This is a genomic window from Streptomyces sp. NPDC052301 (assembly GCF_044593395.1).
Taxonomy (GTDB): domain Bacteria; phylum Actinomycetota; class Actinomycetes; order Streptomycetales; family Streptomycetaceae; genus Streptomyces.
Window position 1 is genome coordinate 1 of the sequence record NZ_JBIUBE010000026.1, and the last position, 23,638, is coordinate 23,638.

At 72.5% G+C, this 23,638-nt stretch carries 22 protein-coding genes; 4 read left to right on the forward strand and 18 right to left on the reverse strand.

Translation table 11 applies throughout. The features are described from left to right. Positions 1-862 precede the first annotated feature (862 nt). Positions 863-2,032 (forward strand): PQQ-dependent sugar dehydrogenase, encoded by a 1,170-nt coding sequence (locus ACIHEJ_RS39615; protein WP_400142699.1) that lies wholly within the window; start codon positions 863-865, stop codon positions 2,030-2,032. 97 nt (positions 2,033-2,129) lie between these two features. Here ACIHEJ_RS39615 and ACIHEJ_RS39620 read toward each other — a convergent pair whose 3' ends face one another. From ACIHEJ_RS39620 to ACIHEJ_RS39680, 13 genes are all read right to left on the reverse strand, one after another. After that, positions 2,130-2,324, reverse strand: coding sequence for a DUF6191 domain-containing protein (locus ACIHEJ_RS39620; protein WP_400142700.1), 195 nt, complete (start codon positions 2,322-2,324; stop codon positions 2,130-2,132). Between the two features lie 47 nt (positions 2,325-2,371). Beyond that, the gene (locus ACIHEJ_RS39625; protein ID WP_400142776.1) at positions 2,372-5,413 is read right to left on the reverse strand and encodes an AAA family ATPase; all 3,042 of its coding nucleotides are present in this window, start codon (positions 5,411-5,413) and stop codon (positions 2,372-2,374) included. A 209-nt stretch (positions 5,414-5,622) separates the two neighbouring features. Next, positions 5,623-5,814, reverse strand: a complete 192-nt coding sequence (locus ACIHEJ_RS39630) for a hypothetical protein (protein WP_400142702.1) — start codon at positions 5,812-5,814, stop codon at positions 5,623-5,625. A 195-nt stretch (positions 5,815-6,009) separates the two neighbouring features. Next, positions 6,010-6,606, reverse strand: coding sequence for a hypothetical protein (locus tag ACIHEJ_RS39635; RefSeq protein WP_400142704.1), 597 nt, complete (start codon positions 6,604-6,606; stop codon positions 6,010-6,012). Between the two features lie 35 nt (positions 6,607-6,641). Then, on the reverse strand, positions 6,642-7,217 hold the full coding sequence (locus tag ACIHEJ_RS39640; protein WP_400142706.1) for a GNAT family N-acetyltransferase: 576 nt from the start codon (positions 7,215-7,217) through the stop codon (positions 6,642-6,644). Beyond that, a complete protein-coding gene (locus ACIHEJ_RS39645) occupies positions 7,195-9,426 on the reverse strand; it encodes an MMPL family transporter (RefSeq protein WP_400142708.1) in 2,232 nt (743 codons plus the stop codon). Before ACIHEJ_RS39645 ends, ACIHEJ_RS39640 begins: the two co-directional genes overlap by 23 nt. Before the next feature lie 202 nt (positions 9,427-9,628). Further along, positions 9,629-10,003 carry a hypothetical protein gene (locus ACIHEJ_RS39650; protein WP_400142709.1) on the reverse strand — a complete coding sequence of 125 codons (375 nt, stop codon included), beginning with the start codon at positions 10,001-10,003 and terminating at the stop codon, positions 9,629-9,631. Between the two features lie 86 nt (positions 10,004-10,089). Next, on the reverse strand, positions 10,090-11,604 hold the full coding sequence (gatB, locus tag ACIHEJ_RS39655; RefSeq protein WP_400142710.1) for an Asp-tRNA(Asn)/Glu-tRNA(Gln) amidotransferase subunit GatB: 1,515 nt from the start codon (positions 11,602-11,604) through the stop codon (positions 10,090-10,092). A 16-nt stretch (positions 11,605-11,620) separates the two neighbouring features. Further along, positions 11,621-11,860 carry a hypothetical protein gene (locus tag ACIHEJ_RS39660; protein WP_400142712.1) on the reverse strand — a complete coding sequence of 80 codons (240 nt, stop codon included), beginning with the start codon at positions 11,858-11,860 and terminating at the stop codon, positions 11,621-11,623. Then, entirely contained in the window at positions 11,857-13,356 is a 1,500-nt protein-coding gene (gatA, locus tag ACIHEJ_RS39665; RefSeq protein ID WP_400142713.1) for an Asp-tRNA(Asn)/Glu-tRNA(Gln) amidotransferase subunit GatA, read from the reverse strand. The genes ACIHEJ_RS39660 and gatA overlap by 4 nt, the downstream gene beginning before the upstream one ends. Positions 13,357-13,361: 5 nt before the next feature. Next, positions 13,362-13,658 (reverse strand): Asp-tRNA(Asn)/Glu-tRNA(Gln) amidotransferase subunit GatC, encoded by a 297-nt coding sequence (gene gatC, locus ACIHEJ_RS39670; RefSeq protein ID WP_004925108.1) that lies wholly within the window; start codon positions 13,656-13,658, stop codon positions 13,362-13,364. A 94-nt stretch (positions 13,659-13,752) separates the two neighbouring features. Beyond that, positions 13,753-14,247: a cupin domain-containing protein gene (locus tag ACIHEJ_RS39675; protein ID WP_400142714.1), complete on the reverse strand. Its 495-nt coding sequence runs from the start codon at positions 14,245-14,247 to the stop codon at positions 13,753-13,755. Positions 14,248-14,302: 55 nt separating this feature from the next. Next, complete coding sequence (locus ACIHEJ_RS39680; protein ID WP_400142715.1) at positions 14,303-14,674, reverse strand: DUF4267 domain-containing protein; 372 nt, start codon at positions 14,672-14,674, stop codon at positions 14,303-14,305. Positions 14,675-14,761: 87 nt separating this feature from the next. On the opposite strand from ACIHEJ_RS39680, the gene ACIHEJ_RS39685 reads away from it, so the two are divergent. Then, positions 14,762-15,340: a WHG domain-containing protein gene (locus tag ACIHEJ_RS39685; protein WP_400142716.1), complete on the forward strand. Its 579-nt coding sequence runs from the start codon at positions 14,762-14,764 to the stop codon at positions 15,338-15,340. A gap of 62 nt (positions 15,341-15,402) precedes the next feature. On the opposite strand, the gene ACIHEJ_RS39690 is transcribed toward ACIHEJ_RS39685, so the two are convergent. From ACIHEJ_RS39690 to ACIHEJ_RS39710, 5 genes are all read right to left on the reverse strand, one after another. Further along, positions 15,403-17,643: a putative bifunctional diguanylate cyclase/phosphodiesterase gene (locus tag ACIHEJ_RS39690; RefSeq protein ID WP_400142717.1), complete on the reverse strand. Its 2,241-nt coding sequence runs from the start codon at positions 17,641-17,643 to the stop codon at positions 15,403-15,405. Between the two features lie 259 nt (positions 17,644-17,902). Beyond that, complete coding sequence (ligA, locus tag ACIHEJ_RS39695) at positions 17,903-20,098, reverse strand: NAD-dependent DNA ligase LigA (RefSeq protein WP_400142718.1); 2,196 nt, start codon at positions 20,096-20,098, stop codon at positions 17,903-17,905. Positions 20,099-20,113: 15 nt separating this feature from the next. Further along, positions 20,114-21,115 (reverse strand): methionine synthase, encoded by a 1,002-nt coding sequence (locus tag ACIHEJ_RS39700; RefSeq protein WP_400142719.1) that lies wholly within the window; start codon positions 21,113-21,115, stop codon positions 20,114-20,116. 42 nt (positions 21,116-21,157) lie between these two features. Continuing rightward, entirely contained in the window at positions 21,158-21,856 is a 699-nt protein-coding gene (locus ACIHEJ_RS39705) for an SDR family oxidoreductase (RefSeq protein WP_400142720.1), read from the reverse strand. Between the two features lie 7 nt (positions 21,857-21,863). Next, positions 21,864-22,403 (reverse strand): TIGR00730 family Rossman fold protein, encoded by a 540-nt coding sequence (locus tag ACIHEJ_RS39710; RefSeq protein ID WP_400142721.1) that lies wholly within the window; start codon positions 22,401-22,403, stop codon positions 21,864-21,866. A 65-nt stretch (positions 22,404-22,468) separates the two neighbouring features. On the opposite strand from ACIHEJ_RS39710, the gene ACIHEJ_RS39715 reads away from it, so the two are divergent. Both ACIHEJ_RS39715 and ACIHEJ_RS39720 read left to right on the forward strand, forming a co-directional pair. Next, positions 22,469-22,792 (forward strand): DUF427 domain-containing protein, encoded by a 324-nt coding sequence (locus tag ACIHEJ_RS39715; RefSeq protein WP_366012429.1) that lies wholly within the window; start codon positions 22,469-22,471, stop codon positions 22,790-22,792. Positions 22,793-22,830: 38 nt separating this feature from the next. Continuing rightward, positions 22,831-23,616 (forward strand): alpha/beta fold hydrolase, encoded by a 786-nt coding sequence (locus tag ACIHEJ_RS39720; protein ID WP_400142722.1) that lies wholly within the window; start codon positions 22,831-22,833, stop codon positions 23,614-23,616. The last annotated feature ends 22 nt before the right edge of the window (positions 23,617-23,638 follow it).

The following is a 23,638-nucleotide window of genomic DNA, read 5'->3' on the forward strand; positions in this document are numbered from 1 at the left end:
AGGATGCGGCGAGGCTCGCGGCCGGCAGGAAGGTCCCGGGGACGCGGCCCGGGACGCGGGGCCGGCAGAGATGGGCGGGACTGCAGGATGCGGCGAGGCTCGCGGCCGGCAGGAAGGTCCCGGGGACGCGGCCCGGGACGCGGGGCCGGCAGAGATGGGCGGGACTGCAGGATGCGGCGAGGCTCGCGGCCGGCAGGAAGGTCCCGGGGACGCGGCCCGGGACGCGGGGCCGGCAGAGATGGGCGGGACTGCAGGATGCGGCGGGGCTCGCGGCCGGCAGGAAGGTCCCGGGGATGCGGCCCGGGACGCGGGGCCGGCAGAGATGGGCGGGGCTGCAGGATGCGGCGGGGCTCGCCGGGTCGACGGATCCGCCGGAGGCGCTACCGAACGGCTCGTACCGCAGTGGCAGCCGGGCCCCGCGGGTCCGGCGGGGCAGGCCGAGCCGACCGGTCCGGCAGGCGCGCTCCCGGCGACTGATCCCGCGAGGGCGCTCCCGGCCGACAGGCCGACAGAGACACTCCGAGCCGACCGGTCCCGCAACGGCAGCCCGCGGGCGACTGCCGCAGGAGCCACCCGGACCACGGAACCGGCAGGCGCGCGCCGGTCCGACCGGTCCGGCACAGGCGCACCGGGTCGACAGAGCCGGTCGAGGCAGCACGGGCCGGCGGAACCGCAGGGCAGCCCCGGCCCGCCCAACCGGTTCGGCAGCCGCGTCTGCCGGTGGCGGCCCGGGGTGCTTTCCCCGGGCTCGGGAAACTTCCTCGTGGAGCGGGAACCCGGGCGGGGCGAGCGGTGTATGAGAGGTAGAACCTGCCGCCGGACCGCGGTCCCGAAGGGGACCGCCCGCTGCCTCGAAGGGACCATGATCGTGCAACGTCGAGCTGTGTCGGCCGTGTTGGCCACCGCCGCCCTCCTGCTGACGGCCGGCTGCTCCTCCGACGGCCCAGGCCCCCCGGGCACCGGCGGGGGTGTGACGTCGAGAGGCACGGCACCGGGCAGCTCTCCCTCCGCCGGGGCCGGCGAGACGACCCCGCCGGCCAAGGGCTCGGTGAAGGTGCTGCGCACGGTCGCCGAGGGACTGAAGACCCCGTGGGGCCTGGCGCCGCTTCCCGGCGGAGGCCTCCTGGTCTCCTCGCGCGACGACGGGACGATCATCCGGATCGACGAGAAGACGGGCCGGAAGACCGAACTGGGCACGGTCTCCGGGGTCTCCCCGGCCGGGGAGGGCGGCCTGCTGGGCATCGCCCTCTCCCCCGACTACGCCTCGGACCACATGATCTACGCCTACTTCACCTCGGCCTCGGACAACCGCATCGTGCGCATGCTGTACGACGGGCACAAGCCGGCCGGTGAGCAACTGGGCGCCCCGGACACGGTGTTCAAGGGCATCCCCAAGGGTGTGATCCACAACGGCGGCCGGATCGCCTTCGGACCGGACGGGATGCTGTACGCGGGCACCGGTGAGAGCGGCAAGCGGGGCCTGGCGCAGGACAAGGACTCCCTGGGCGGCAAGATCCTGCGCCTGACCCCGGAGGGCGACCCGGCTCCGGGCAACCCGTTCCCGGACTCGCCGGTGTACTCCTACGGCCACCGGAACGTGCAGGGCCTGGCCTGGGACGGCAGACAGCGGCTGTTCGCCTCGGAGTTCGGCCAGGACACCTGGGACGAGCTGAACGCGATCAAGCCGGGCGGCAACTACGGCTGGCCGGACGCCGAGGGCAAGGCCTCCGACGCCCGCTTCCAGAACCCGATGGCCCAGTGGCACACCGACGACGCCTCTCCCAGCGGCATCGCCTACGTGAAGGGCGTGATCTGGATGGCGGGCCTGAAGGGACAGCGCCTGTGGCGCATCCCGCTGAAGGGCACCGAGGCCTCTGCGGCACCCCAGGCCTTCCTCGCCGGGGAGTACGGCCGGCTGCGCACGGTGCTCGCGGCGGGCGGCGACAAGGTCTGGCTGGTGACGAGCAACACGGACGGACGGGGGACGCCGAAGAAGGGAGACGACCGGGTGCTGGAGGTGCGGGTGAGCTAGGGGGTTTCGTTCGGATCAGGTCGGATCAGGCCGCGGCGTCCGGTGCGCTGCATCGCAAGGCGGAGGACCACCCGCGTCCCAGCCCTTGCGCACGCCTTCAGTCCTCGCTCGGCTCCGCCTCGGCGGGCGGTGGTTCGGGGAGCCGTATCACCACCGTCCCCGAGGTGAGGTCGATGGGACCGGAGCCGGGGTCGGCATCGCCGACGTCCTCGCGGGTCAGCTCCAGTCGGTTCTGCTCGTCCCGGGTGTGTTTGCGGCCGGGCGCGAACAGTTCCTCGAAGGCGTTGAACACGGCCCCTCCCCCGTCCTCTCCCCTGTGCCGGTCTCTTCAGCGTAGTCTCAGCCCGCCGTTCCGGCAGGGAGCGTCTCGGCCGGGAACAGCCCCAGCCGGTGCGCCACCGCCGCTGCCTCCCCGCGGCCCGCGACGCCCAGCTTGCTCAGGATGTTGGAGACGTGGACGCTCGCGGTCTTCGGGGAGATGAACAGTTCCTCGGCTATCTGACGGTTGGTACGGCCGGCCGAGACCAGGCGCAGCACGTCCCGCTCCCGGCTGGTCAGGCCGAGGGCCGCGGCCGGGTCGGCGGCGGCGAGGGCCTGTTGCGGGGTGCGGGGCAGGGGAAGGCGGGCGCGCTGGGCGAGCCGGGCGACGGCCTCGGCGAGGGGGCGGGCGTCGAGGTGGGCGGCGACCGCCGCGGCCGACCGGAGCAGTTGCACTGCGCGGTCGCGTTCCTTCTCGCCGCCGACGGCGAGGAGGGCCCCGGCGAGGCGGAGGCGGACCCGGGCGAGGTCGTAGGGGCGGTCCAGGCACTCGAAGGCGGCGACCACCGGCGTCCAGGTGTCGACGGTGTCCCGGCCCTCCGCGCGGAGGAGTTCGGCGCGGGTGTACTGGCTGTAGGCGTCCCAGAGGGGGGCGGCGGTGGTGAGTGTGCGGGCGGTCCGCGTGAGGTGGTCGAGTATCTCGGCGCGGCCGGGCAGGGCGGCGGGCAGGGAGCAGGCGTCGGCCTCGGCGGTGGCCGCGGCCAGCAGCAGGGGCCAGCCGTAGCGGTGGGTGCCGGGTGGGAAGCCGATCTCCAGGGCCCGGAGCAGTTCGGCGCGGGCGTCGTCGATGCGTCCCTCCGCGGCGGCGACCCCGAGGGCGATGCGGGCCAGGGGCAGGGACTGCTGGGGCATGGGGTCGTGGGTGCCGTAGTGGGCGCGGGCGGTGGCGAGGCACCGGCCGGCGTCGGCGAAGTCGCCGCGGGCCAGGGCGAGATGAGCCAGTTTCAGGGCGCCCGCGCCGCGGGGCTTGGCGCTGTGCCCGCGCCGGGTCGCGTGTGCGGCGGCCTCGGCGGCCTCCTCCCACTGGCCGAGTGAGTACAGCGCGTCGGACAGGTTGCCCCACACCCAGGCCTCGGAGTCGAGCAGCCCGTACTTCCGGGTGAAGGCGATGCCCTCGCGCAGGAGGGGGGCCGCCTCCCGGTCGCGGCCGACGCTCTGCAGCTCGGACGGCAGGTTCACATAGGCGCGGCCGGCGACATGGTGGACGCCCTCCGCGAGGGTGTCCCGCAGGACCTGCCGCAGCTCCGTGAGTCCCAACTCGTGGTCGCCGGCGTCCACCATCAGGCAGCCCAGGGTGAGGCGGGCGTGCAGTTCGATGTCGCGGGCGCCGACCATGCGCGCGTACTCCACGGCCTGCTCGGCGGCGGCGGAGGCCTCCGGTCCCGGCCGGTGCAGCATGGACCAGTTGGCGGCGAGGGCCAGTACCTCGGCGTGCACCTCCGAAGGCGGCAGGCCGCGCACCAGGTCCTGGGCGGTGGCCAGTTCGTGCCAGCCGTCGCCGCGGGCCTGGGCCTGGACGAGCCGGGAGCGCTGCACCCAGAACCAGGCGGCACGCAGCGGGTCGGGCTCGTCCTCGAGCAGGCGCAGGGCCCGCTTGGTGATCTTCAGGGCGCGTTCGCGCTCGCCGCCGAAGCGGCCGGCGACGGCCGCCTCGGCCATCAGGTCGAGATAGCGCAGCGGGGTGGTGGCCGGGTCGCAGCCGCAGGGGGGATAGACCTCGGTGTAGTCGACCGGGCGCAGGGCGGAGCGCACCTCCTCCGGGGCGCTGTCCCACAACTCCATCGCCCGCTCCAGCAGCCCGAGTTGTTCGGTGTAGGCGTGCCGGCGGCGGGCGACGACGGAGGCGGCCAGGACGGCGGGCAGGGCCTTGGCCGCGTCGCGGGCGTGGTACCAGTAGCTGGCCAGGCGCATCACGCGTGCGTCGGCGCCCACGAGCGTGGGGTCGGCCTCCAGGGCCTCGGCGTAGCGGCGGTTGAGCCGGGAGCGTTCGCCGGGCAGCAGGTCGTCGGCGACGGCCTCGCGGACCAGGGAGTGCCGGAAGCGGTAGCCGTCGCCGGCCGGGGTGACGGTGAGGATGTTGGCGCCGACGGCGGCCCGCAGGGCCTCGATGAGGTCGTCCTCGGGGAGCTGGGCGACGGCGGCGATCAGCCGGTACTCCACGGTGGAGCCGCCCTCGGCGACGATCCGGGCGACCCGCTGGGCGCTCTCGGGCAGCGCCTCGACACGGACCAGGAGCAGGTCGCGCAGGGAGTCGGTGAGGCCGGTGCAGTTGCCGTCACAGCCGGCGACGGCGAGCTCCTCGACGAAGAAGGCGTTGCCGTCGGAGCGTTCGAAGATGTCGTCGACCTGGGCCGGATCGGGTTCGGCGGCGAGGATGCCGGCGATCTGGCGGCCGACCTCCTCGCGGGTGAAGCGGGCCAGTTCGATGCGGCGGACGGTGCGCAACCGGTCGAGTTCGGCGAGCAGGGGGCGCAGCGGGTGGCGGCGGTGGATGTCGTCGGAGCGGTAGGTGGCGAGGACGAGGAGCCGGCCGGCGCGCAGGGTGCGGAAGAGGTAGGCGAGCAGATGGCGGGTGGAGGCGTCGGCCCAGTGCAGGTCCTCCAGGACGAGGACGACCGGGTGGTCGGCGGCGACCCGCTCCAGCAGCCGGGCGGTGAGCTCGAACAGGCGGGCCATGCCCTGTTCGTCGTGGCGGCCGGCGGTGGTCTCGCCCAGGTCGGGCAGCAGCCGGGCCAGTTCCTCCTCCTGTCCCGACGCCGCGGCGGTGAACTCCTGGGGCAGGGCGTCGCGCAGGGCGCGCAGCGCGCTGGAGAAGGGCGCGAACGGCAGACCGTCGGCGCCGATCTCCACACAGCCGCCGACGGCCACGACGGCACGCCGGGCCATGCCGTCGGTGAACTCCTCGACGAGCCGGGTCTTGCCGACGCCCGCCTCGCCGCCGAGCAGCAGCGCCTGCGGCTCTCCCGCGGCGGCACGGGCGAACGCCTCGTTCAAGGTGTCCAACTCGTCGTTGCGGCCGACGAACACGGGACTCACGGACCTGTTCTCCACGGGCCCGAGCATCGCATGAGGTCCGGGCGCCGGGGCAGCGCTTTTCCACAGATCCGGTGTGATCGTCGTACCGGCGGTCGGGAGAGTCGTACCGCCGTACGGAAGGGCCGTACGACTCCGCTGGGAAGCCGTACGGCCCTGCTGCGGCGGGCCGCCCACCCCCGTGGGGCGGCCCGCCGCTCCGTCGTCACCGGCGCGACCGGCGGCCGCGGGCACGGTGGTCATGCCGTGCGCGGCAGCCGGTTCCGGCGCGGGCGGTCGATATGGGACTCGGCGGCCGGGATGTCGGCGCCGGCGGAGGCCGTGCGGCGGGCGGCGCGGCGGGAACGCGCGACCTCGCGGGCCAGGCGCTCCCGCTGGGCGACGCGGCGCAGCTCGGCGGAACGCATCTCGTGGATCTCGAACTGGTACATGGTGTGCCCTTCGGGAGAGTCGGTGTGGCGGTTCGCTGTTCGCGATGCCTCCACTTTCGTCTCCCAGAGGGGTGCGCCACATCGGGAGAGTTCCGCATCTTCGGGCGGCGCCGGGGCCTTACGCGCCCGTAAGGGGCCTTAGGGAGCCCGTAAGGCGGGCATGGATTCCCTAAGGCCCCTCAGGCCTGCGGTTTCTCAGCTCGCCGAGGGCAGGGCGAGCAGAGCGTCGGAGTACTTCAGGACGGCCAGCAGCAGACCGATGACGCCGAGCGCGACCCCCGCCCAGGCGACCGACTTGATCCAGGGGGCCTGCGGCCGTCCCGGGGTGCCGAAGGCGGGCCGGGCGAGCACCACGACGCCGGTGAGCAGCGCGGCCAGTGCGAACAGGCCGGCCCACAGGGCGGTGGTGTGCCAGGAGTTGCCGTAGACCGCCTTGATCTGGGTGGCGACGCTCGCGGTGGAGGAGGTCCGCAGCTGGCCGACGAGCTGCTCACGGGCCCCGGCGACGGTGCCGATCCAGCCGCCGCTGAGCGAGACGAAGCCGAGCGCCGCCGCGACGACGGCACCGGCGCCCTGGCCGACCCCGGAGGGGACCTTCTCCCTCTCGGGTTCCTGCTCCCCCGCGGCGCCGGGTTCCTGCTCCTTTTCGGCTGCGGGGTCCTGCTCCCCCGCCGTCTCCTCCTCGACGGCGTCCGTCTGCGCGGCCTCCCTCTCGGTGGCGGCGTCCACCATCGTCTCGTCGCCCTGCGCCTCGGTGCCGGCCTCGGCGCCTTCCTGTGTCTTCGTTGCCATGCCTGGCACCGTACGGACGCTGTCTGAGAGGTCTCTTAATGATCGTTGTGAGCGGTACGCGCGCGTGCCGCGCGCCACTCGGCGGCGAGGACGGACCAGATCTCGGTGTCGTGGCGGACGCCCCCGTGGAGGTGGTTCTCGCGCAGCACCCCGTCCCGTGACATGCCCAGCCGCCGGGCGACATTGATGCTCGGCAGGTTGCCGGACGCCGCGTGCCACTCCACGCGGTGGATGCCCCGGTCCTCGACGGCCCAGTCGATGAGGATGCGCATCGCGCGGGTGATCAGTCCGCGCCCGGTCGCGGCGGGCTCCAGCCAGCAGCCGACCTCGGCGTTGCCCCGCTCGGCGTCGAAGTTCAGCGTCAGCACCCCGCCCACGAGCTTCCCGTCCAGCCAGATGCCGTGGTAGGAGGCGGTGTCGGCGGCGCGCAGTTCGGCGTACCGCCGCAGCGTCTCGCGCGCGGAGGCCACGTCCGTGACCTGCGAGCCGAACGGAATGAACTGCCCGATGAACTCCCTGCCCCGGTCCAGGTGGGCGAGGAACTCCTCGGCGTGCCAGACCTCCAGGGGGCGCAGTTCGGCGCCGTCGTCACCCAGGGACATCGTGTACATCGTGCTGCTGTTCCTTCCGCAGTTCGTCGACGGGGACCCGGCCGAGCCTCTCATGTGCGGCGCGGCACTCGGGCGGCTCGATGCTGATGCGGGGCAGCCGGCGTTCCAGCCACCCGGGCAGCCACCAGTTGGCGGCACCGAGGAGGTGCATCAGGGCGGGCACGAGCAGGGTGCGCAGCACGAACGCGTCGAGGGCGACGGCGGAGGCGAGCGCGATGCCGAACATGGCGATCACGCGGTCGCCGCTGAGCACGAAGGCGAGGAACACCGAGATCATGATCACCGCGGCGGAGTTGATCACTCGGCTGGTCTCGGCGAGGCCGACACGGACGGCGCGCCGGTTGTCGCCCGTCTCCAGCCACTCCTCGTACATCCGGCTGACCAGGAAGACCTGGTAGTCCATCGAGAGCCCGAAGAGCACCGAGACCATGATCACGGGCAGGAAGGGCTCGATGGGGCCCGCGCGGCCGAGGCCGAGCAGTTCGCTGCCCCAGCCCCACTGGAAGACCACGACGACGACGCCGAACGCGGCGGCGACGGCGGCGATGTTCATCACGGCGGCCTTCAGCGGGATGCCGAGCGAGCGGAAGGCGACCAGCAGCAGGAGGCAGCCGAGCCCGACGACCGCGCCGACGAACAACGGCAGTTTGCCCACGATCACAGCCGCGAAGTCGTCGTGGCCGGCGGTCACCCCGCCCACCTCGATGCCGAGGGAGGTGCCGCTCTCCGCCCCCGGCAGCACCTCGGTGCGCAGCCGGTCGACGAGGTCGCTGGTGTCCCGCGACTGGGGTGCGGAGTCCGGGACGACGGTGAGGTAGGCGGTGTGACCGCCGCTGCCGTAACGCACCGGGGTGACGGAGGCGACGCCCCGCGTGGCGCGCAGGGTGGTGTCCAGGTTGTCGAGGGCGAGCTTGTCGTCGGCACCGTCTACGCGCGTCACCAGCGTCAGCGGCCCGTTGACTCCGGGTCCGAAGCCCTCCGCGAGCAGGTCGTAGGCCTTGCGGGTGGTGGAGGTGCTCGGGTCGTTGCCCTGGTCGGAGGTGCCGAGGTGGAGGGTGAGGGTCGGCAGGGCGAGCAGCGCGACGACGGCGACGGCGAGCGAGCCGAGCAGCTTGGGGTGCCGTTCGACCAGCGCGGACCAGCGGGCGGCGAGCCCGGTGGGCAGCTCGGGCCGCGGCCCGTGCTCGGCGAGCCGGCGCCGCTCGCGGCGGCTGAGGGCGCGGGGGCCGATGTACGACAGCAGGGCGGGCAGCAGCGTGACCGAGGCCGCGACGGTGAGCACGACCGTCAGGGAGGCGGCCACGGCGACCCCGTTGAGGAAGCTCAGACGGAGGATCAGCATGCCCAGCAGAGCGATGCACACCGTCGCACCCGCGAAGACCACGGCGCGGCCGGTGGTGGCCACGGCGTTCACGGCGGCCTCGGTGACGCTCAGGCCGCGTTTCAGCCCGCGCCGGTGCCTGGTCACTATAAACAGCGCGTAGTCGATGCCGACGCCGAGACCGATCAGCATGCCGAGCATGGGCGCGAAGTCGGCGACGGTCATCGCGTGGCCGAGCAGCCCGATGCCGGCGTAGGCGGTGCCGACGCCGACGAGGGCGGTGCCGATGGGCAGGGCCGAGGCGGCGGGCGAACCGAAGGCGAGGAACAGCACGACGGCGGCGACGAGCACGCCGACCGCCTCGGCGGTGTGCTCGCGCGGGGGCTCGGTGAGGCCGATCGCGCTGCCGCCCAGTTCGACTCGGAGCCCGTCGCCCTCGGCGGACTTCGCGGCGCCCACCACGGCTAGGGCCTCGTCCTTGCCGATGTCCTCGGCCTGCTCCGTGAAGGTGACGTCGGCGTAGGCCGTACGGCCGTCCTCGCTGATCCGGTGGGCGCCCTGGCCGCCGTACGGTCCTGACACCGAGGCCACGCCGGGCAGTGCGGCGATCCGGTCGAGGGCGCGGGTCATGGTCCGCTCGACGGAGTCGGCGCGGACGGTGCCCGTGGCGGTGTGCCAGACGACGGTGTCGCCGTCCCCGCCCAGGCCCGGGAAACCCTCCTGGAGCAGCTCGGTCGCGCGCCCGGCCTCGGTGCCGGGGACCTCGTAGTCGTTCGAGTAGGAGGAACCGGCTGCGGCGGCGGCAGCGGTGACCCCGCCGAAGGCGAGGAGCCACAGCAGGACGGCGATCAACCGATGCCGGACACACCAACGCGCGAGGGCTGCCACGGACGTGCTCCCAGAGGACGATTTGTAGATCTTTGGCCGGGAAAAATCGTCCATGAACTGAACAGCCCGCAAAGAATGTATGAGCAATCAAAGATACTCTCGCAGGCAAAAGTGATCGTTTGCCGCGTTCCTCGGCCTCTTCGCAGGAGTGGGAGGGACGTCACAGGACGGTTCGGCGAACCCTGTCGCCTCCCGCGGCACTTCAGTCGGACTGGTCTCCGAACGCCATGACCATCGTCCCCGCGACCAGGAGCCACAAGGCCCTGCGTGTATGGCCCCTGGCGCCGAGGACCGCGGCGAGGGCGCAGACGGCGGCACCGAGTCCGTAGGCGGCGGGCACGAGCGCCGGCGCGGAGCCGGTGAGCCGGAGCAGTGCGGCGGCCAGCCCGGCGAGGGTGAGCAGTCCCCCGGTGCCGGCGGCGGCCCAACGGGCTCTGCGGGCGTCCCCGATGTACTCCTCCGCCTCTTCGGCCCCGGTCGCCGCGGCCTCGGATGCCGCGGGGTCGGTCGTCGGGGTGTCGTCGCTCGCGGCCTCGGTTATCGCGGGGTCGGTGTCGGAATCGGTGCGTCCACTCATGGCGGGCGAGCGTAGCGCCTCCGGCCGGGAGACAGACGTACGGCCCCGGAAGGCAGCCTTCCGGGGCCGTACGGCGGAGTGCGGGATCAGCCCTCGCTGACGCCCAGCTTCTCCAGGATCAGCTCCTTCACGCGGGCCGCGTCGGCCTGGCCACGGGTGGCCTTCATGACCGCGCCGACCAGGGCGCCGACCGCGGCCACCTTGCCGCCGCGGATCTTGTCCGCGATGCCCGGGTTGCCGGCGATGGCCTCCTCGACGGCGGTGGTGAGCGCACCCTCGTCGGAGACGACCTTCAGGCCGCGCTTGTCGACCACCTCGTCCGGAGTGCCCTCGCCCGCGAGGACGCCCTCGATGACCTGGCGGGCCAGCTTGTCGTTCAGGTCGCCCTTCACGACGAGCTCGGCGACCCGGGCCACCTGTGCCGGGGTGATCGCCAGCTCGTCCAGCGCCTTGCCGGACTCGTTGGCGCTGCGCGCGAGTTCACCCATCCACCACTTGCGGGCGGAGGCCGCGTCGGCACCGGCGTCGATCGTGGCGACGATCGGGTCCAGCGCACCGGCGTTGAGGATCGCCTGCATGTCGGTGGCGGAGATGCCCCACTCGGCCAGGAGCCGGGTACGGCGGGCCAGCGGCATCTCGGGAAGCGCGCCGCGGATCTCCTCGACCCACTCGCGCGAGGGCGCGACCGGGACCAGGTCGGGCTCCGGGAAGTACCGGTAGTCCTCGGCCTCCTCCTTCACGCGGCCCGAGGTCGTGGACCCCGTGTCCTCGTGGAAGTGGCGGGTCTCCTGGACGATCGTGCCGCCGGAGGACAGCACGGCCGCGTGCCGCATGATCTCGAAGCGGGCCGCACGCTCCACCGAACGCAGGGAGTTGACGTTCTTCGTCTCGGAGCGCGTGCCGAACTTCTCGGCGCCCTTGGCCATCAGCGACAGGTTCACGTCGCAGCGCATCTGGCCCATCTCCATGCGGGCCTCGGACACGCCGAGGGCACGGATGAGTTCGCGCAGCTCACGGACGTACGCCTTCGCCACCTCGGGGGCGCGCTCGCCGGCACCGACGATCGGCTTGGTGACGATCTCGATGAGCGGGATGCCCGCGCGGTTGTAGTCGAGCAGGGAGTGGGACGCGCCGTGGATACGGCCCGTGGCGCCGCCGACGTGCGTCGACTTGCCGGTGTCCTCCTCCATGTGGGCGCGCTCGATCTCCACGCGGAAGGTCTCGCCGTCCTCCAGCTGTACGTCGAGGTAGCCGTTGAAGGCGATCGGCTCGTCGTACTGGGAGGTCTGGAAGTTCTTCGGCATGTCCGGATAGAAGTAGTTCTTCCGGGCGAAGCGGCACCACTCGGCGATCTCGCAGTTGAGCGCGAGACCGATCTTGATCGCGGACTCGACGCCGGTCGCGTTGACGACCGGGAGCGCGCCCGGCAGGCCGAGGCAGACGGGGCAGGTCTGGGTGTTCGGGTCGGCGCCGAGCGCCGTCGAACAGCCGCAGAACATCTTGGTCTTGGTGCCGAGTTCGACATGGACCTCGAGGCCCATGACGGGGTCGTACGACGCCAGCGCGTCCTCGTACGACACCAGGTCGGTCGTGGTGGTCACGGTGAAAACTTCCCTCTCAGCCCAGCAGGACGTCGTCGTCGCCCAGCCGCTTCAGCTCGCGGTAGAGGATGGCGAGGCCGGTGACGATCGCGACGGCGGAGACCGTGGCGTCGATCAGCCGCAGCGTGTCGTGCTCGGCGCGGGCCTTCTTGATCTGCTTGGCGACACCCAGCGCGCCGAACGCGGTGGTGGCCATCGACAGGTACGTACCGGACTTGGACTTCTTGAAGTCCTTGGCCTTGGACAACTTGCTCACAGCGACGGAGCCTCCTCCAGCAGCGGGTGACCCCACTTTTCCACGAAGGCGGCCTCGACGGCGGCGCCGACCTTGTACAGCCGGTCGTCCTGCATCGCCGGGGCGATGATCTGCAGGCCCACCGGGAGGTTGTCCTCCGGGGCGAGACCGCAGGGCAGGGACATGGCCGCGTTGCCCGCCAGGTTGGTCGGGATGGTGCACAGGTCCGCGAGGTACATCGCCATCGGGTCATCGGCGCGCTCGCCGATCGCGAAGGCGGTGGTCGGGGTCGTCGGGGAGACGATCACGTCGACCTGCTCGAAGGCCTTCTCGAAGTCGCGCGTGATGAGCGTGCGGACCTTCTGCGCGGAGCCGTAGTAGGCGTCGTAGTAGCCGCTCGACAGGGCGTAGGTGCCGAGCATGATGCGGCGCTTCACCTCGGGACCGAAGCCGGCCTCGCGGGTGAGGGAGGTGACCTCCTCGGCCGAGTGGCCGCCGTCGTCGCCGGTCCGCAGGCCGTAGCGCAGGCCGTCGAAGCGGGCGAGGTTGGAGGAGCACTCGGACGGCGCGATCAGGTAGTACGCCGACAGGGCGAGGTCGAAGGACGGGCAGTCCAGCTCGACGATCTCGGCGCCCAGCTCCTTCAGCAGCTCGACCGACTCGTCGAAGCGCTGGATGACACCGGCCTGGTAGCCCTCGCCGCGGAACTGCTTGACCACGCCGACCCGCATGCCCCGGACGCTGCCGTTGCGAGCGGCCTCGACGACCGGCGGGACCGGGGCGTCGATGGAGGTGGAGTCCATCGGGTCGTGGCCGGCGATGACCTCGTGCAGCAGGGCCGCGTCCAGGACCGTACGGGCGCAGGGACCGCCCTGGTCGAGGGAGGAGGAGAAGGCCACCATGCCGAAGCGGGAGACCGCGCCGTACGTCGGCTTCACGCCGACCGTGCCGGTGACGGCCGCCGGCTGGCGGATCGAGCCGCCGGTGTCGGTGCCGATGGCGAGCGGGGCCTGGAAGGAGGCGAGCGCGGCGGAGGAACCGCCACCGGAGCCACCGGGGATCTTGGTGAGGTCCCAGGGGTTGCCGGTGGGGCCGTAGGCGCTGTTCTCGGTCGACGAGCCCATGGCGAACTCGTCCATGTTGGTCTTGCCGAGGATGACGACGTCGGCGGCCTTCAGCCGCTTGGTGAGCGTCGCGTCGTACGGCGGGATCCAGCCCTCGAGGATCTTCGAGCCGACGGTCGTGGGCACGCCCTCGGTGGTGAAGATGTCCTTGAGTGCGAGCGGGACGCCGGCCAGCGGGCCGAGCTTCTCGCCGCGGGCCCGCTTCTCGTCCACGGCGCGGGCCTGGGCGAGGGCGCCCTCGCGGTCGACGTGCAGGAAGGCGTGCACCTTCTCGTCGACGGCCTCGATGCGGGCGAGGTGGGCCTCGGTGACCTCGACGGCCGTGAGCTCGCCGGAGGCGATCTTCGCGGCGGTCTCGGCCGCGGTGAGCTTGATGATGGGACTGTCCGTCATGGTCGTCACTCCTCCCCCAGGATCTGCGGCACCTTGAAACGCTGCTGCTCCTGGGCCGGGGCGCCGGAGAGCGCCTGCTCGGGGGTGAGCGAGGGACGGACCTCGTCCGGCCGCATGACGTTCGTCAGCGGGAGCGGGTGCGAGGTCGGCGGTACGTCTTGGTCGGCGACCTCGCTGACGCGGGCGACCGCGCCGATGATGTCGTCCAGCTGTCCCGCGAAGTGATCGAGCTCTTCGGGCTTCAGCTCCAGACGCGCCAGCCGGGCGAGGTGGGCGACCTCCTCGCGCGTGATGCCAGGCATGCAGCGTTCCTCTGGGGTGAGTGTGTGTGGTTTGAGCCCAATCCTATGGGGCGGGGGCCGGTGCCCGTGAAACGGTTTGCCGGGCCCCCCGCGCTCAGCGGTGCCGGCCGTCCCAGGCGTCGCTCTCGAGGAAGTGGTTGTCGTACCGCTCCTGGACCTCCAGCAGGCTCTCCACGGTGGCCTCGCCGAGCCGGATGCGCTGGAGGTGGCGGAAGTACTCGAAGCGCTCGACGCCCGGGGTGATGACGATGAGCAGATCGGCGGTGGCGCCGGGAGCGGCGGCGAAGGCGTGCGGCCGGTCCGGCGGGACGATGATCAGGTCACCGCGCTCGGCGGTGACGACGTCGTCACCCGAGAGGACCTCGGCGGCGCCGTCGAGCAGGTAGAACATCTCGGCGGAGTTGTGGTGCACATGCGGGCGGGCTCCGTCGGCGCCCTCGGCGAGGGTCACACGGACGGTGGACAGCGCGCCGCCGCAGGCGCTGCTGTCGGCCAGCAGCCTGACGGCGACCGGGTCCCCGCCGACGGCCTCGGCCTCGGCGCCGCGGACCAGCACGGTCTCGTCGAACTTCGGTACGAACAGTGACATCTGGATCTCCCCCTGAGTGGTGTCGTGCCGAGTGGTGTCGCACGTAGTGATGCCGTCAGACCGCGAAGAGCAGTCCGGCACTGATCAGTACAACGACCGCGGTGGCGAAGTGGATCCCGTAGGCGACGGCCTTGGCACCGCCGTGACGCAGGACTATCAGGGTGTCGACGAACGGGATGAGCGCCACGCAGACCATGAACCACGCCTCGGCGCGGGCACCGGCGGAGGCGAGCAGGGCGAGGCCGATCAGCCCGAGGGTGCCGTCCCTCAGCCCCTTGATCGACAGGTAGGCGCCGGCGTCGCCGTGCGGGTCGGCGGGGACGCCGTAGCCGGCGGCCGCCGGGCCGGGCCGGAACCAGAAGCGGTAGCCGAGGAACACACAGAACAGGTCGAGCAGCACAGCCAGGGTGTACGCGGTGACGGTCATGACCCCTCCGATTTCTAGCAACGCTAGGAACAAGAGCGAAGCTATCAGAGCGTCGACAGAAGCGCTAGCGCTGCTAGATTCCTTGGTGTGACGATCCAGACGCGCCGGGAGCGCGAGCGAGCGGAGCGCGAGCGGCTCATCGTGGCGGCCGCCAAGGAACTGGCCGAGGCGGAGGGCTGGGGCGCGGTGACCACACGTCGGCTGGCCGCCGAGATCGACTACAGCCAGCCCGTGCTCTACAGCCACTTCGAGGGCAAGGACGCGATCATGGCGGCGGTCGCGGTGCAGGGCTGCGCCGACCTGGCGACGGAGCTGCGGGCGGCGCGGTCGGCCGCACGGGGCACGCGGGAGGCGCTGGCAGCGGCCGCGGAGACGTACACGTCCTTCGCGCGGCGCCGACCGGCACTCTACGACGCGATGTTCACCCACCTGGTGGATCTGCCGTTCGCCACGCAGGAGGCCCCGGCACCGCTCGAGGACGCGTTCGGTGAGCTGCTCGCCGTCGTGGATCCGGTCGCAGCCGACGGGGAGGAACCGGGCCTGCTGACGGAGACGTTCTGGGCGGGGCTGCACGGGCTGGCGACGCTGATGAGGAGCGGACGGTTGCCGGAGCACCGGCACGAGCGACGGCTTGCGTTGTTGGTCGCGTACTTCGCGGGCGGCTGAGGACGGGCAGCCGCCTGCGGCGAGGTGCCCCGTGGGAAGGGGGAAGCCTCCGGCCGGGCGGACTACTCGGCCGCCGGCAGAGCCGCTCGCGGCCGTTGCCACCCGCGCGACCCCCGCGCCAGCAGCCACGCCGTCGCCTCCTCGGGAGGCATGGCCGCGGCGACGAGCCACCCCTGGACCGCGTCGCAGCCCAGGTCCCGCAGCCGCTCCCACGTCTCGTCGTCCTCCACGCCCTCGGCGACCACGAGCAGCCCCAGCGAATGCGCCAGGTCGACCGTGCAGCGCACGATCTCCGCGTCCTCGGTGTCCACCGCGAGCCGGGCCACGAAGGACCGGTCGATCTTCAGCTCGCTCACCGGCAGCCGCCGCAGATGCACCAGGGACGAGTACCCGGTGCCGAAGTCGTCCAGGGACATCTTCACGCCGTGCCCGGTGAGTCCGGCGAGCGTGTCGGCGGCGCGCTGCGGGTCCTCCAGCAGGACGTGCTCGGTGATCTCCAGCTGCAGCGCCCCCGCGGGGACCCCGTGCCGGGCCAGCCGGGCGGCGACCGAGCCCGCGAAGCCGGGCGTGTGCACATCGCGCGGGGAGACGTTCACGGCGACCGGGACCCGCAGGCCCTGCGCCCGCCACCGGGCGACCTGCCCGAGCGCGGTCTCCAGGACGTACTCCGTCAGATGGGGCATCAGCCCCGAGGACTCGGCGATCGCTATGAACTCGTCCGGCGGCACCTTCCCGCGCTCCGGATGCACCCAGCGCACCAGCGCCTCGAGCCCGGCGACCTGACCGTCGAAGCGGACCTTGGGCTGGTAGTGCAGCTGCACCTCCTGCGCGTCCAGAGCGCGCCGCAGGTCGCCCAGCAGGCCCAGCCGGTCGGGGGTGTTGGAGTCCCGCTTGGACTCGTACACCTCCACGCCCGTACGGTCCCTCTTCGCCTGGTACATCGCCACGTCCGCGCGCCGCAGCAGCCCTTCCGCGTCCAGCGCGTGGTCCGGGAAGACGGCGACGCCGGCGCTGGCCTCCAGCACGAGGGTGAGCCCGTCGAGGTCGAGCGGGGAGCCCAGCGCGGAGACGAGGCCGCGGGCGACCCGGGTGGCCGACGTGGTGGAGTCGGCGACGGGCAGTAACACCGCGAACTCGTCACCGCCGAGCCGGGCGGCCTCCGCGCCGTGCGGCAGCGCCAGCCGCAGCCGGTCGGCGATCTGCAGCAGCAGCCGGTCACCGGCCAGATGACCGAGGGTGTCGTTGACCGACCGGAAACGGTCGAGGTCGATCAGCATGAGGGCGGAGCGGGCGCCGATGCGCTCGGCGTCGTCGAGGGCGGTCCAGATCCGCTCCAGCAGCCACTGCCGGTTGGGCAGTCCGGTCAGCGGGTCGCGCAGCTGCTCCTCGGCGCGGGCCCGGGCCATCCACAGGGTGGAGTCGAGCGCGATGAGCGGGATGGCGAACAGCGGGAGCAGGATCGGCTGGGCGTCGGCGACCACGCACACCAGGGGCGCGATGCCGAGCAGGGCGACGGCGACCAGGCCCTGCCTGACCAGGGCGGTGCGGGCGATGGTGGGCACCCCGCCGCCTCGCGGGGCGTGCAGGTACCACAGCAGGCCGCGGCTGACGGCGAGATAGGCGACCGCGACGAGGACGACCTCGGGTGCGGTGGCGACGCTCCAGCTGCCGGGCCGCCAGGGCTCCTCGACGCTCGGGACCCGGCCGAACGCGCCGAGCAGCAGGGCGCCGGCGCCGATGCCGAGGATGTCCACCGCACCGTGCAGCACGCCCTGCCGCCAGCGGTGGCGCCGCGCGACGCCGACCAGGACGACGACGGTGAGGCTGACCATGCCGGCCGGCACCCAGCCGTAGAGCAGCAGCACGGCGAGGGTGAGGGCGGCGCCGGAGCCGGTGCCGCCCCACCAGCGGGCGCGGCCCAGCATGACGAGGTGACCGACGATGACGCCGGTGAGCAGGGCCAGCGACCAGCCGATCGTGCCGCACGGGAAGAGAGCGTGGTGGCCGGTGAAGGCGCGGTAGAAACCGGCGCCCAGGACGAACCCCGCGGCGGCCACCACGGCGGCGGGCAGCGCGGGCCAGGACAGGTGCCGTTCGGCGTCGGTGTCGGCGCCGGCCAGGCCGGGGGCGGGCTCGACGGTCAGGGGTATGTGGGTGGGGACGTCGGGTGCCGGTCCGGCCGGGCGTGGCGACATGCCCGCGCGCCCGCCGCCCCGTGCCGTCCACCGGGTCCCCCGCCAGGCACCCGCACGGCGGCGCAGGCGCAGCCGTGAGTCCGGGGCGACGCTCTCGGTCGGTTCCATTCCCGTCCCTCTCACAGCCGGCGGTGCCCACGCCACGCGGCCCGATGTCCGACAACCATCAGCAGCTCCGCGTCGAAGAAACCTTCCCCGCGCCCCCGAAGGGCACGAAGATGCCCCGACCGCAGCTGGGCACGGCAGGCGCACACCTCAACAGTAGGCCGCGGAAGGCTTTCACGGGCAGCGGTCGTCGACGGTTGCCCGAATACGCCCGGGCCACCCGTATGCATCTGATATGCGCCGATCGGGTGGCCTTCAACCGCTACTCCCCGGTCGGAAGCGCGACTTCGGCCGCCGCTTCCGGGCCCTGCTCCAAAAGGACGGCGAAACCGTCCTCGTCGAGCACCGGAACCTTCAGCTGCATCGCCTTGTCGTACTTCGATCCCGGGTTGTCACCCACCACGACGAACGAGGTCTTCTTCGACACGGAGCCGGTCACCTTCGCGCCCCGGCTCTGCAGTGCCTCCTTGGCGCCGTCGCGGGTGTGGCGCTCCAGCGTCCCCGTGACGACGACCGTCAGCCCCTCCAGCGGACGCGGCCCCTCGTCCTCGCCCGACACCTCGTCCTCCAGCGGGACTCCGGCGGCCTTCCACTTGCGGACGATCTCGCGGTGCCAGTCCTCCGCGAACCACTCCTTGAGCGCGGCGGCGATGATCGGGCCGACGCCGTCGGCGGCCGCCAGCTCCTGCTCGGTCGCCTGTTCGATCCGGTCGATGGACCGGAACTCGCGGGCCAGCGCCTGCGCGGCCACCGGGCCGACGTGCCGGATGGAGAGGCCGTTGAGGAAGCGGGCCAGCGGGCGGGACTTGGCCGCCTCGATGTTCTCCAGCAGGGCGAGGGTGTTCTTCTTCGGTCCGCCCTCCTTGTTGGCGAAGACGGTGGCGACCTTGTCCTCACCCGTCCTGGGGTCGCGTTTGGGCAGGCCGCTGTCCGGGTCGAGGACGTAGGCCTTGATGGGCAGCAGTTTCTCCACCGTCAGGTCGAACAGGTCGCCCTCGTCCACCAGCGGCGGGTCGGCCGGCTCCAGCGGGCGGGTCAGCGCGGCGGCGGCCACCTGGCCGAAGTGCTCGATGTCCAGGCACTCGCGGCCGGCGAGATAGGAGACGCGCTCCCGCAACTGGGCCGGGCAGGTACGGGCGTTGGGGCAGCGGAGGTCGATATCGCCCTCCTTCATGGGCCGCAGCGGGGTGCCGCACTCGGGGCACTCGCCCGGCATCACGAACTCCCGCTCGCCGCCGTCCCGCAGGTCGACGACCGGGCCCAGGATCTCCGGGATGACGTCACCGGCCTTGCGGATGACCACGGTGTCGCCGATGAGCACGCCCTTGGCCTTGACGACCTCCTGGTTGTGCAGAGTGGCGAACTCCACCTCGCTGCCCGCGACCGTGACCGGCTCGACCTGGGCGTACGGCGTGACACGGCCGGTGCGGCCGACGCCCACCTTGATGTCGATGAGCTTGGTGTTGACCTCTTCCGGCGCGTACTTGTAGGCGATCGCCCAGCGGGGAGCCCGCGCGGTGGAGCCGAGGCGGCCCTGGAGGCGGATCTCGTCCAGCTTGACGACCACTCCGTCGATCTCGTGCTCCACGGAGTGGCGGTGCTCGCCGTAGTGCGCGATGAACTCCCGGACGCCGTCGAGGTCGTCGACCACGCGGTTGTGCGGGGAGGTGGGCAGGCCCCAGGTCTTCAGCAGGTCGTACGCCTGGGACAGGCGGGTCATGCCCGTGAAGCCCTCCAGGGCGCCGATGCCGTGGACGACCATGTGCAGCGGGCGGGTGGCGGTGACGCGCGGGTCCTTCTGGCGCAGCGAACCGGCCGCCGCGTTACGCGGGTTGGCGAACGGCTTGTCGCCGGCCGCGACCAGGCGTTCGTTGAGCTCGAGGAACTTCTCCATCGGGAAGTAGACCTCGCCGCGGATCTCCACCAGGTCCGGGACGTCGTCGCCGTGCAGCCGGTCCGGGATCTCCGCGATCGTACGGACGTTGGGCGTGATGTCCTCGCCTGTGCGGCCGTCGCCGCGGGTGGCCGCGCGCGTGAGGCGGCCGTTCTCGTACGTCAGGTTGACCGCGAGGCCGTCGACCTTCAGCTCGCACAGGAAGTGGTACTCCTGGTCGCCCAGCTCCTTGGCGATGCGGTCGGCCCAGGCGGCCAGCTCGTCGTCGTTGAAGGTGTTGTCGAGCGAGAGCATCCGCTGGCGGTGCTCCACCGCGGTGAACTCCGTCTCGTACGCCCCCGCGACCTTCTGGGTCGGCGAGCCCGGGGTGCGCAGCTCCGGGTACTCCTCCTCCAGTGCCTCCAGGGTCTTCAGGAGCTTGTCGAAGTCCGCGTCGCTGATGACGGGAGCGTCCTTCACGTAGTACCGGAAGCGGTGCTCCTCGATCTGCTCAGCGAGCTGCGCGTGCTTCTCACGTGCCTCGGCGGGCACTGCCGTCTCCGCCTGCTGCTTGTCGCCGGCCACCGTGTCGTCCTCCCGTTACTCTGGGTTGTCCGCGAGGGATCTCGCCGCCCGGACGCAGTGGGCGAGCACCTGGCGCGCGTAGGCGGGGGAAGCGCCCGCCAGACCGCACGCCGGGGTGACCGTGACCGCCTCGGCGAGCAGCCCCGGACGCAGGCCCAGCCTGCGCCACAGCGTCCTGACACCCATGACGCTACCGGCAGGGTCTGACAATGGGCCGTCCGTGCCCGGCACGACACCGGCGAACAGTCCGGTGCCGGCCTCGACCGCCTCGCCGATCGCGTCGTCGTCACGTTCGGTGAGGAGCGCGAAGTCGAAGGAGACCGCGGCCGCACCGGTCCGCCGCAGCAGGGCGAACGGCACGTCCGGGGCGCAGGAGTGGACGACCACGGGTCCGCCGTCGTGTGCGCCCACGACGTCCCGGAGCGTGGCCTCGACGATCTGCCGGTCCACGGACCGGTGCGTGCGGTAGCCGCTGGCGGTGCGGACCTGGCCGCGCAGCACGGCGGTGAGGGAGGGCTCGTCGAGCTGGAGCACGATCCGGGCACCGGGCACGCGCCGCCGGACCTCGGCGAGGTGGAGCCGGAGGCCCTCGGCGAGGGAGGCGGCGAGGTCGCGGCAGGCCCCGGGGTCGGAGAGGGCGGCCTCGCCGTTCCTCAGCTCGAGCGCGGCGGCCAGGGTCCAGGGCCCGACCGCCTGGACCTTCAGATCGCCCTCGTAGTCCTGCGTGAACTCCTCCAGGGCGTCCAGGTCCTCGCCCAGCCAGGACCGGGCCCGCTTGGTGTCCCGCCCCGGCCGGTCCCCGAGCCGCCAGCCGCTGGGCTCCACGCGCGCGTACAGCTCGACGAGCATCCCGGCGGTCCGGCCGATCATGTCGGCACCGGGTCCGCGGGCGGGCAGCTCCGGCAGGAACGGAAAGTCCTCGAAGCTGCCGGTGACCGTCCTGGCGGCTTCCCGGGCATCGGTTCCCGGCATGGACCCGACCCCGGTGGCGGCGCCGAAGCGCGTGTTCTCGTTCACGGGTGAAGCCTACGTAGGTGCGGCCGGCCGGTGCCGCGGTGGTCAGCGCCCCGGCCGCACCGTCAGGTCGTTGATCTCCGCGTCCCTCGGGAGGTCCAGGGCCGTCAGGATCGTCGTGGCGACCGACTCGGGGTCGATCCAGCGCGAGGCGTCGTACTCCTTGCCCTCCTGCTGGTGGACCTTGGCCTGCATGGGGCTCGCCGTGCGGCCGGGGTAGACCGAGGTGACCCGGACGCCTGCCGCGTGCTCCTCGTGGCGCAGGGAGTCGGCGAGGGCCTTCAGGCCGTGCTTGGAGGCGGCGTAGGCGGACCAGCCCGCGTGGGCATTGAGGCCGGCACCGGAGTTGACGAAGATCACATGGCCGCGGGCGGCGCGCAGCTGGGGCAGGAAGTGCCGGGTCAGTTCGGCGGGGGCGATCAGGTTGACGTTCAGCTGGTGGTGCCAGGACTTGGGGGTCAGCTCGCCGACGTGGCCCAGGTCCACGACCCCGGCGACGTGCAGGAGGGAGTCGACGCGGTCCGGCAGGCTCTGGTGGGAGAAGGCCCAGGAGAGCCTGCCGGGGTCGGCCAGGTCGCCCACCAGGGTGCGGGCGCCGGGGAACTCGGCCGCCAGTTCCTTCGCCCGGCCCGCGTCGCGCGCGTGCAGCACGAGTTCGTCCCCGCGCGCGTGCAGACGGCGGGCCACGGCCGCGCCGATGCCGGAACCGGCCCCGGTGATCACATGAGTAGCCATGCCCGCCATGCTCGCATCAGCGGGCGGAGAGCGACTCCTCGAGGTGGGCCAGCGCGGCCGCCGGCTCCGTGGCGAAGAACATCAGCTCGGACAGCGGGCGCGGCAGGAAGCCCTCCTCGTCCATGCGGCGGAACTGCTGCTGGAGACCGTCGTAGAAGCCCGCGGTGTTCAGCAGGACGACCGGCTTCGCGGTGCGGCCGTGCTTCTTCAGCTCCAGGATCTCGGTGGCCTCGTCCAGCGTGCCGGTGCCGCCCACCATGATCACCACGGCGTCGGCCTTCTCCAGCAGCAGCTTCTTGCGTTCGGCGAGGTCGGCGGCGACGAACATCTCGTCGGTGCCGGGCCGCGCCTTGTTCGCCAGGAACTCCACCGACACGCCCAGCAGCCGGCCGCCCGCCTCCTGCACACCGTCGGCGACGACCTTCATCAGACCGCTGTCGGAGCCGCCCCAGACGAGGGTGTGACCGGCCTTGCCGATCAGTTCCGCGAACTCGCGGGCGGGACGGGTGTAACGGTCGTCGAGGTCGGCGGCGGACAGGAAGACGCAGATGTTCATGGCCCCCACCGTACGGCCCCCGCCGCGGGCGGGAAGAAGCACGGGCCCGCCGGTGCTGTTCCGGTATGACCCGAGGACACACGATCACCATCGAACAGGGCGAGCGGCACGTGCGCGTGGTGCACGGCGACCAGGTGCTCGCGGAGACGGACCGGCCCCTGGTGCTGCGCGAGACGGGCTGTCCGCCGCGGTACTACATCCCCGCCGAGGACGTGCGCGTCGACCTGCTGACGCCTTCCGACACGCACACCGAGTGCCCCTTCAAGGGCACGGCCTCCTACTGGTCGCTGCCGGACGCGCCCGACCTGGTCTGGGCGTACCCGGATCCGAAGCCGGACGTCGCCGGGATCAAGGATCACTTCTGCTTCTACGAAACCGACGTGTCGTGACCCGATGAGTCCTCGCCGGTGCGGCAGTCTGCACGGGCATGGACAAGAAGACGACTTCCCGCGACGGCACCTCCCTCGCATACGGAGTGATCGGCCAGGGGCCCACCGTGATCCTGGTGAGCGGCGCGATGTCCACCGGGGGCACCGTGGCGCCCCTGGCCCAGCGGCTCGCGGACCGGTGCACGGCCGTCGTCTACGACCGGCGGGGGCGCGGGGGAAGCGGTGACACGAAGCCGTACGCGGTCGAGCGCGAGGTCGAGGACCTGGCCGCGCTGATCGACGCCGTGGGCGGTGATGCGGCGCTGTTCGGGGTCTCCTCCGGCGGCGCGCTGGTGCTCGAGGCGGCGGCGAGCGGGGTGCCGGCCTGCCGGGCCGCCGTCTACGAGGTGCCGTACGCGGACTTCCTGCAGGGGGGCGCCGAGCGGGAGGCCGTCTACAAGGAGCAGCTGAACAAGGCGCTCTCGGAGGGTCGCCGCGGGGACGCGGTGGAGCTGTTCCTGCGGCTGACGGGCCTCGCCGAGGAAGTGATCCGGGGCGCCCGCCAGTCGCCGATGTGGGCCGGCATGGAGGCCGTCGCGCCGAGTCTCGCGTACGACGACGCGGTGATGGGTGACGGCCTGCTGCCCCGGGACCGGCTCGCCGGGATCTCCGTGCCCGTGCTGGTGGTCGCGGGCGGGGCCAGTCCGGACTGGATGCGCGAGGTGAACCGGGAGATCTCCAGGGCGGTGCCCGAGGGCGCCTGCCGGGTCCTGGAGGGGCAGACCCACATGGTGGAGCCGGACGTGCTGGGGCCGGTGCTGGCCGAGTTCCTGACGGAGGGATGAGGGAGGGGGCGCAGCCCGGGGC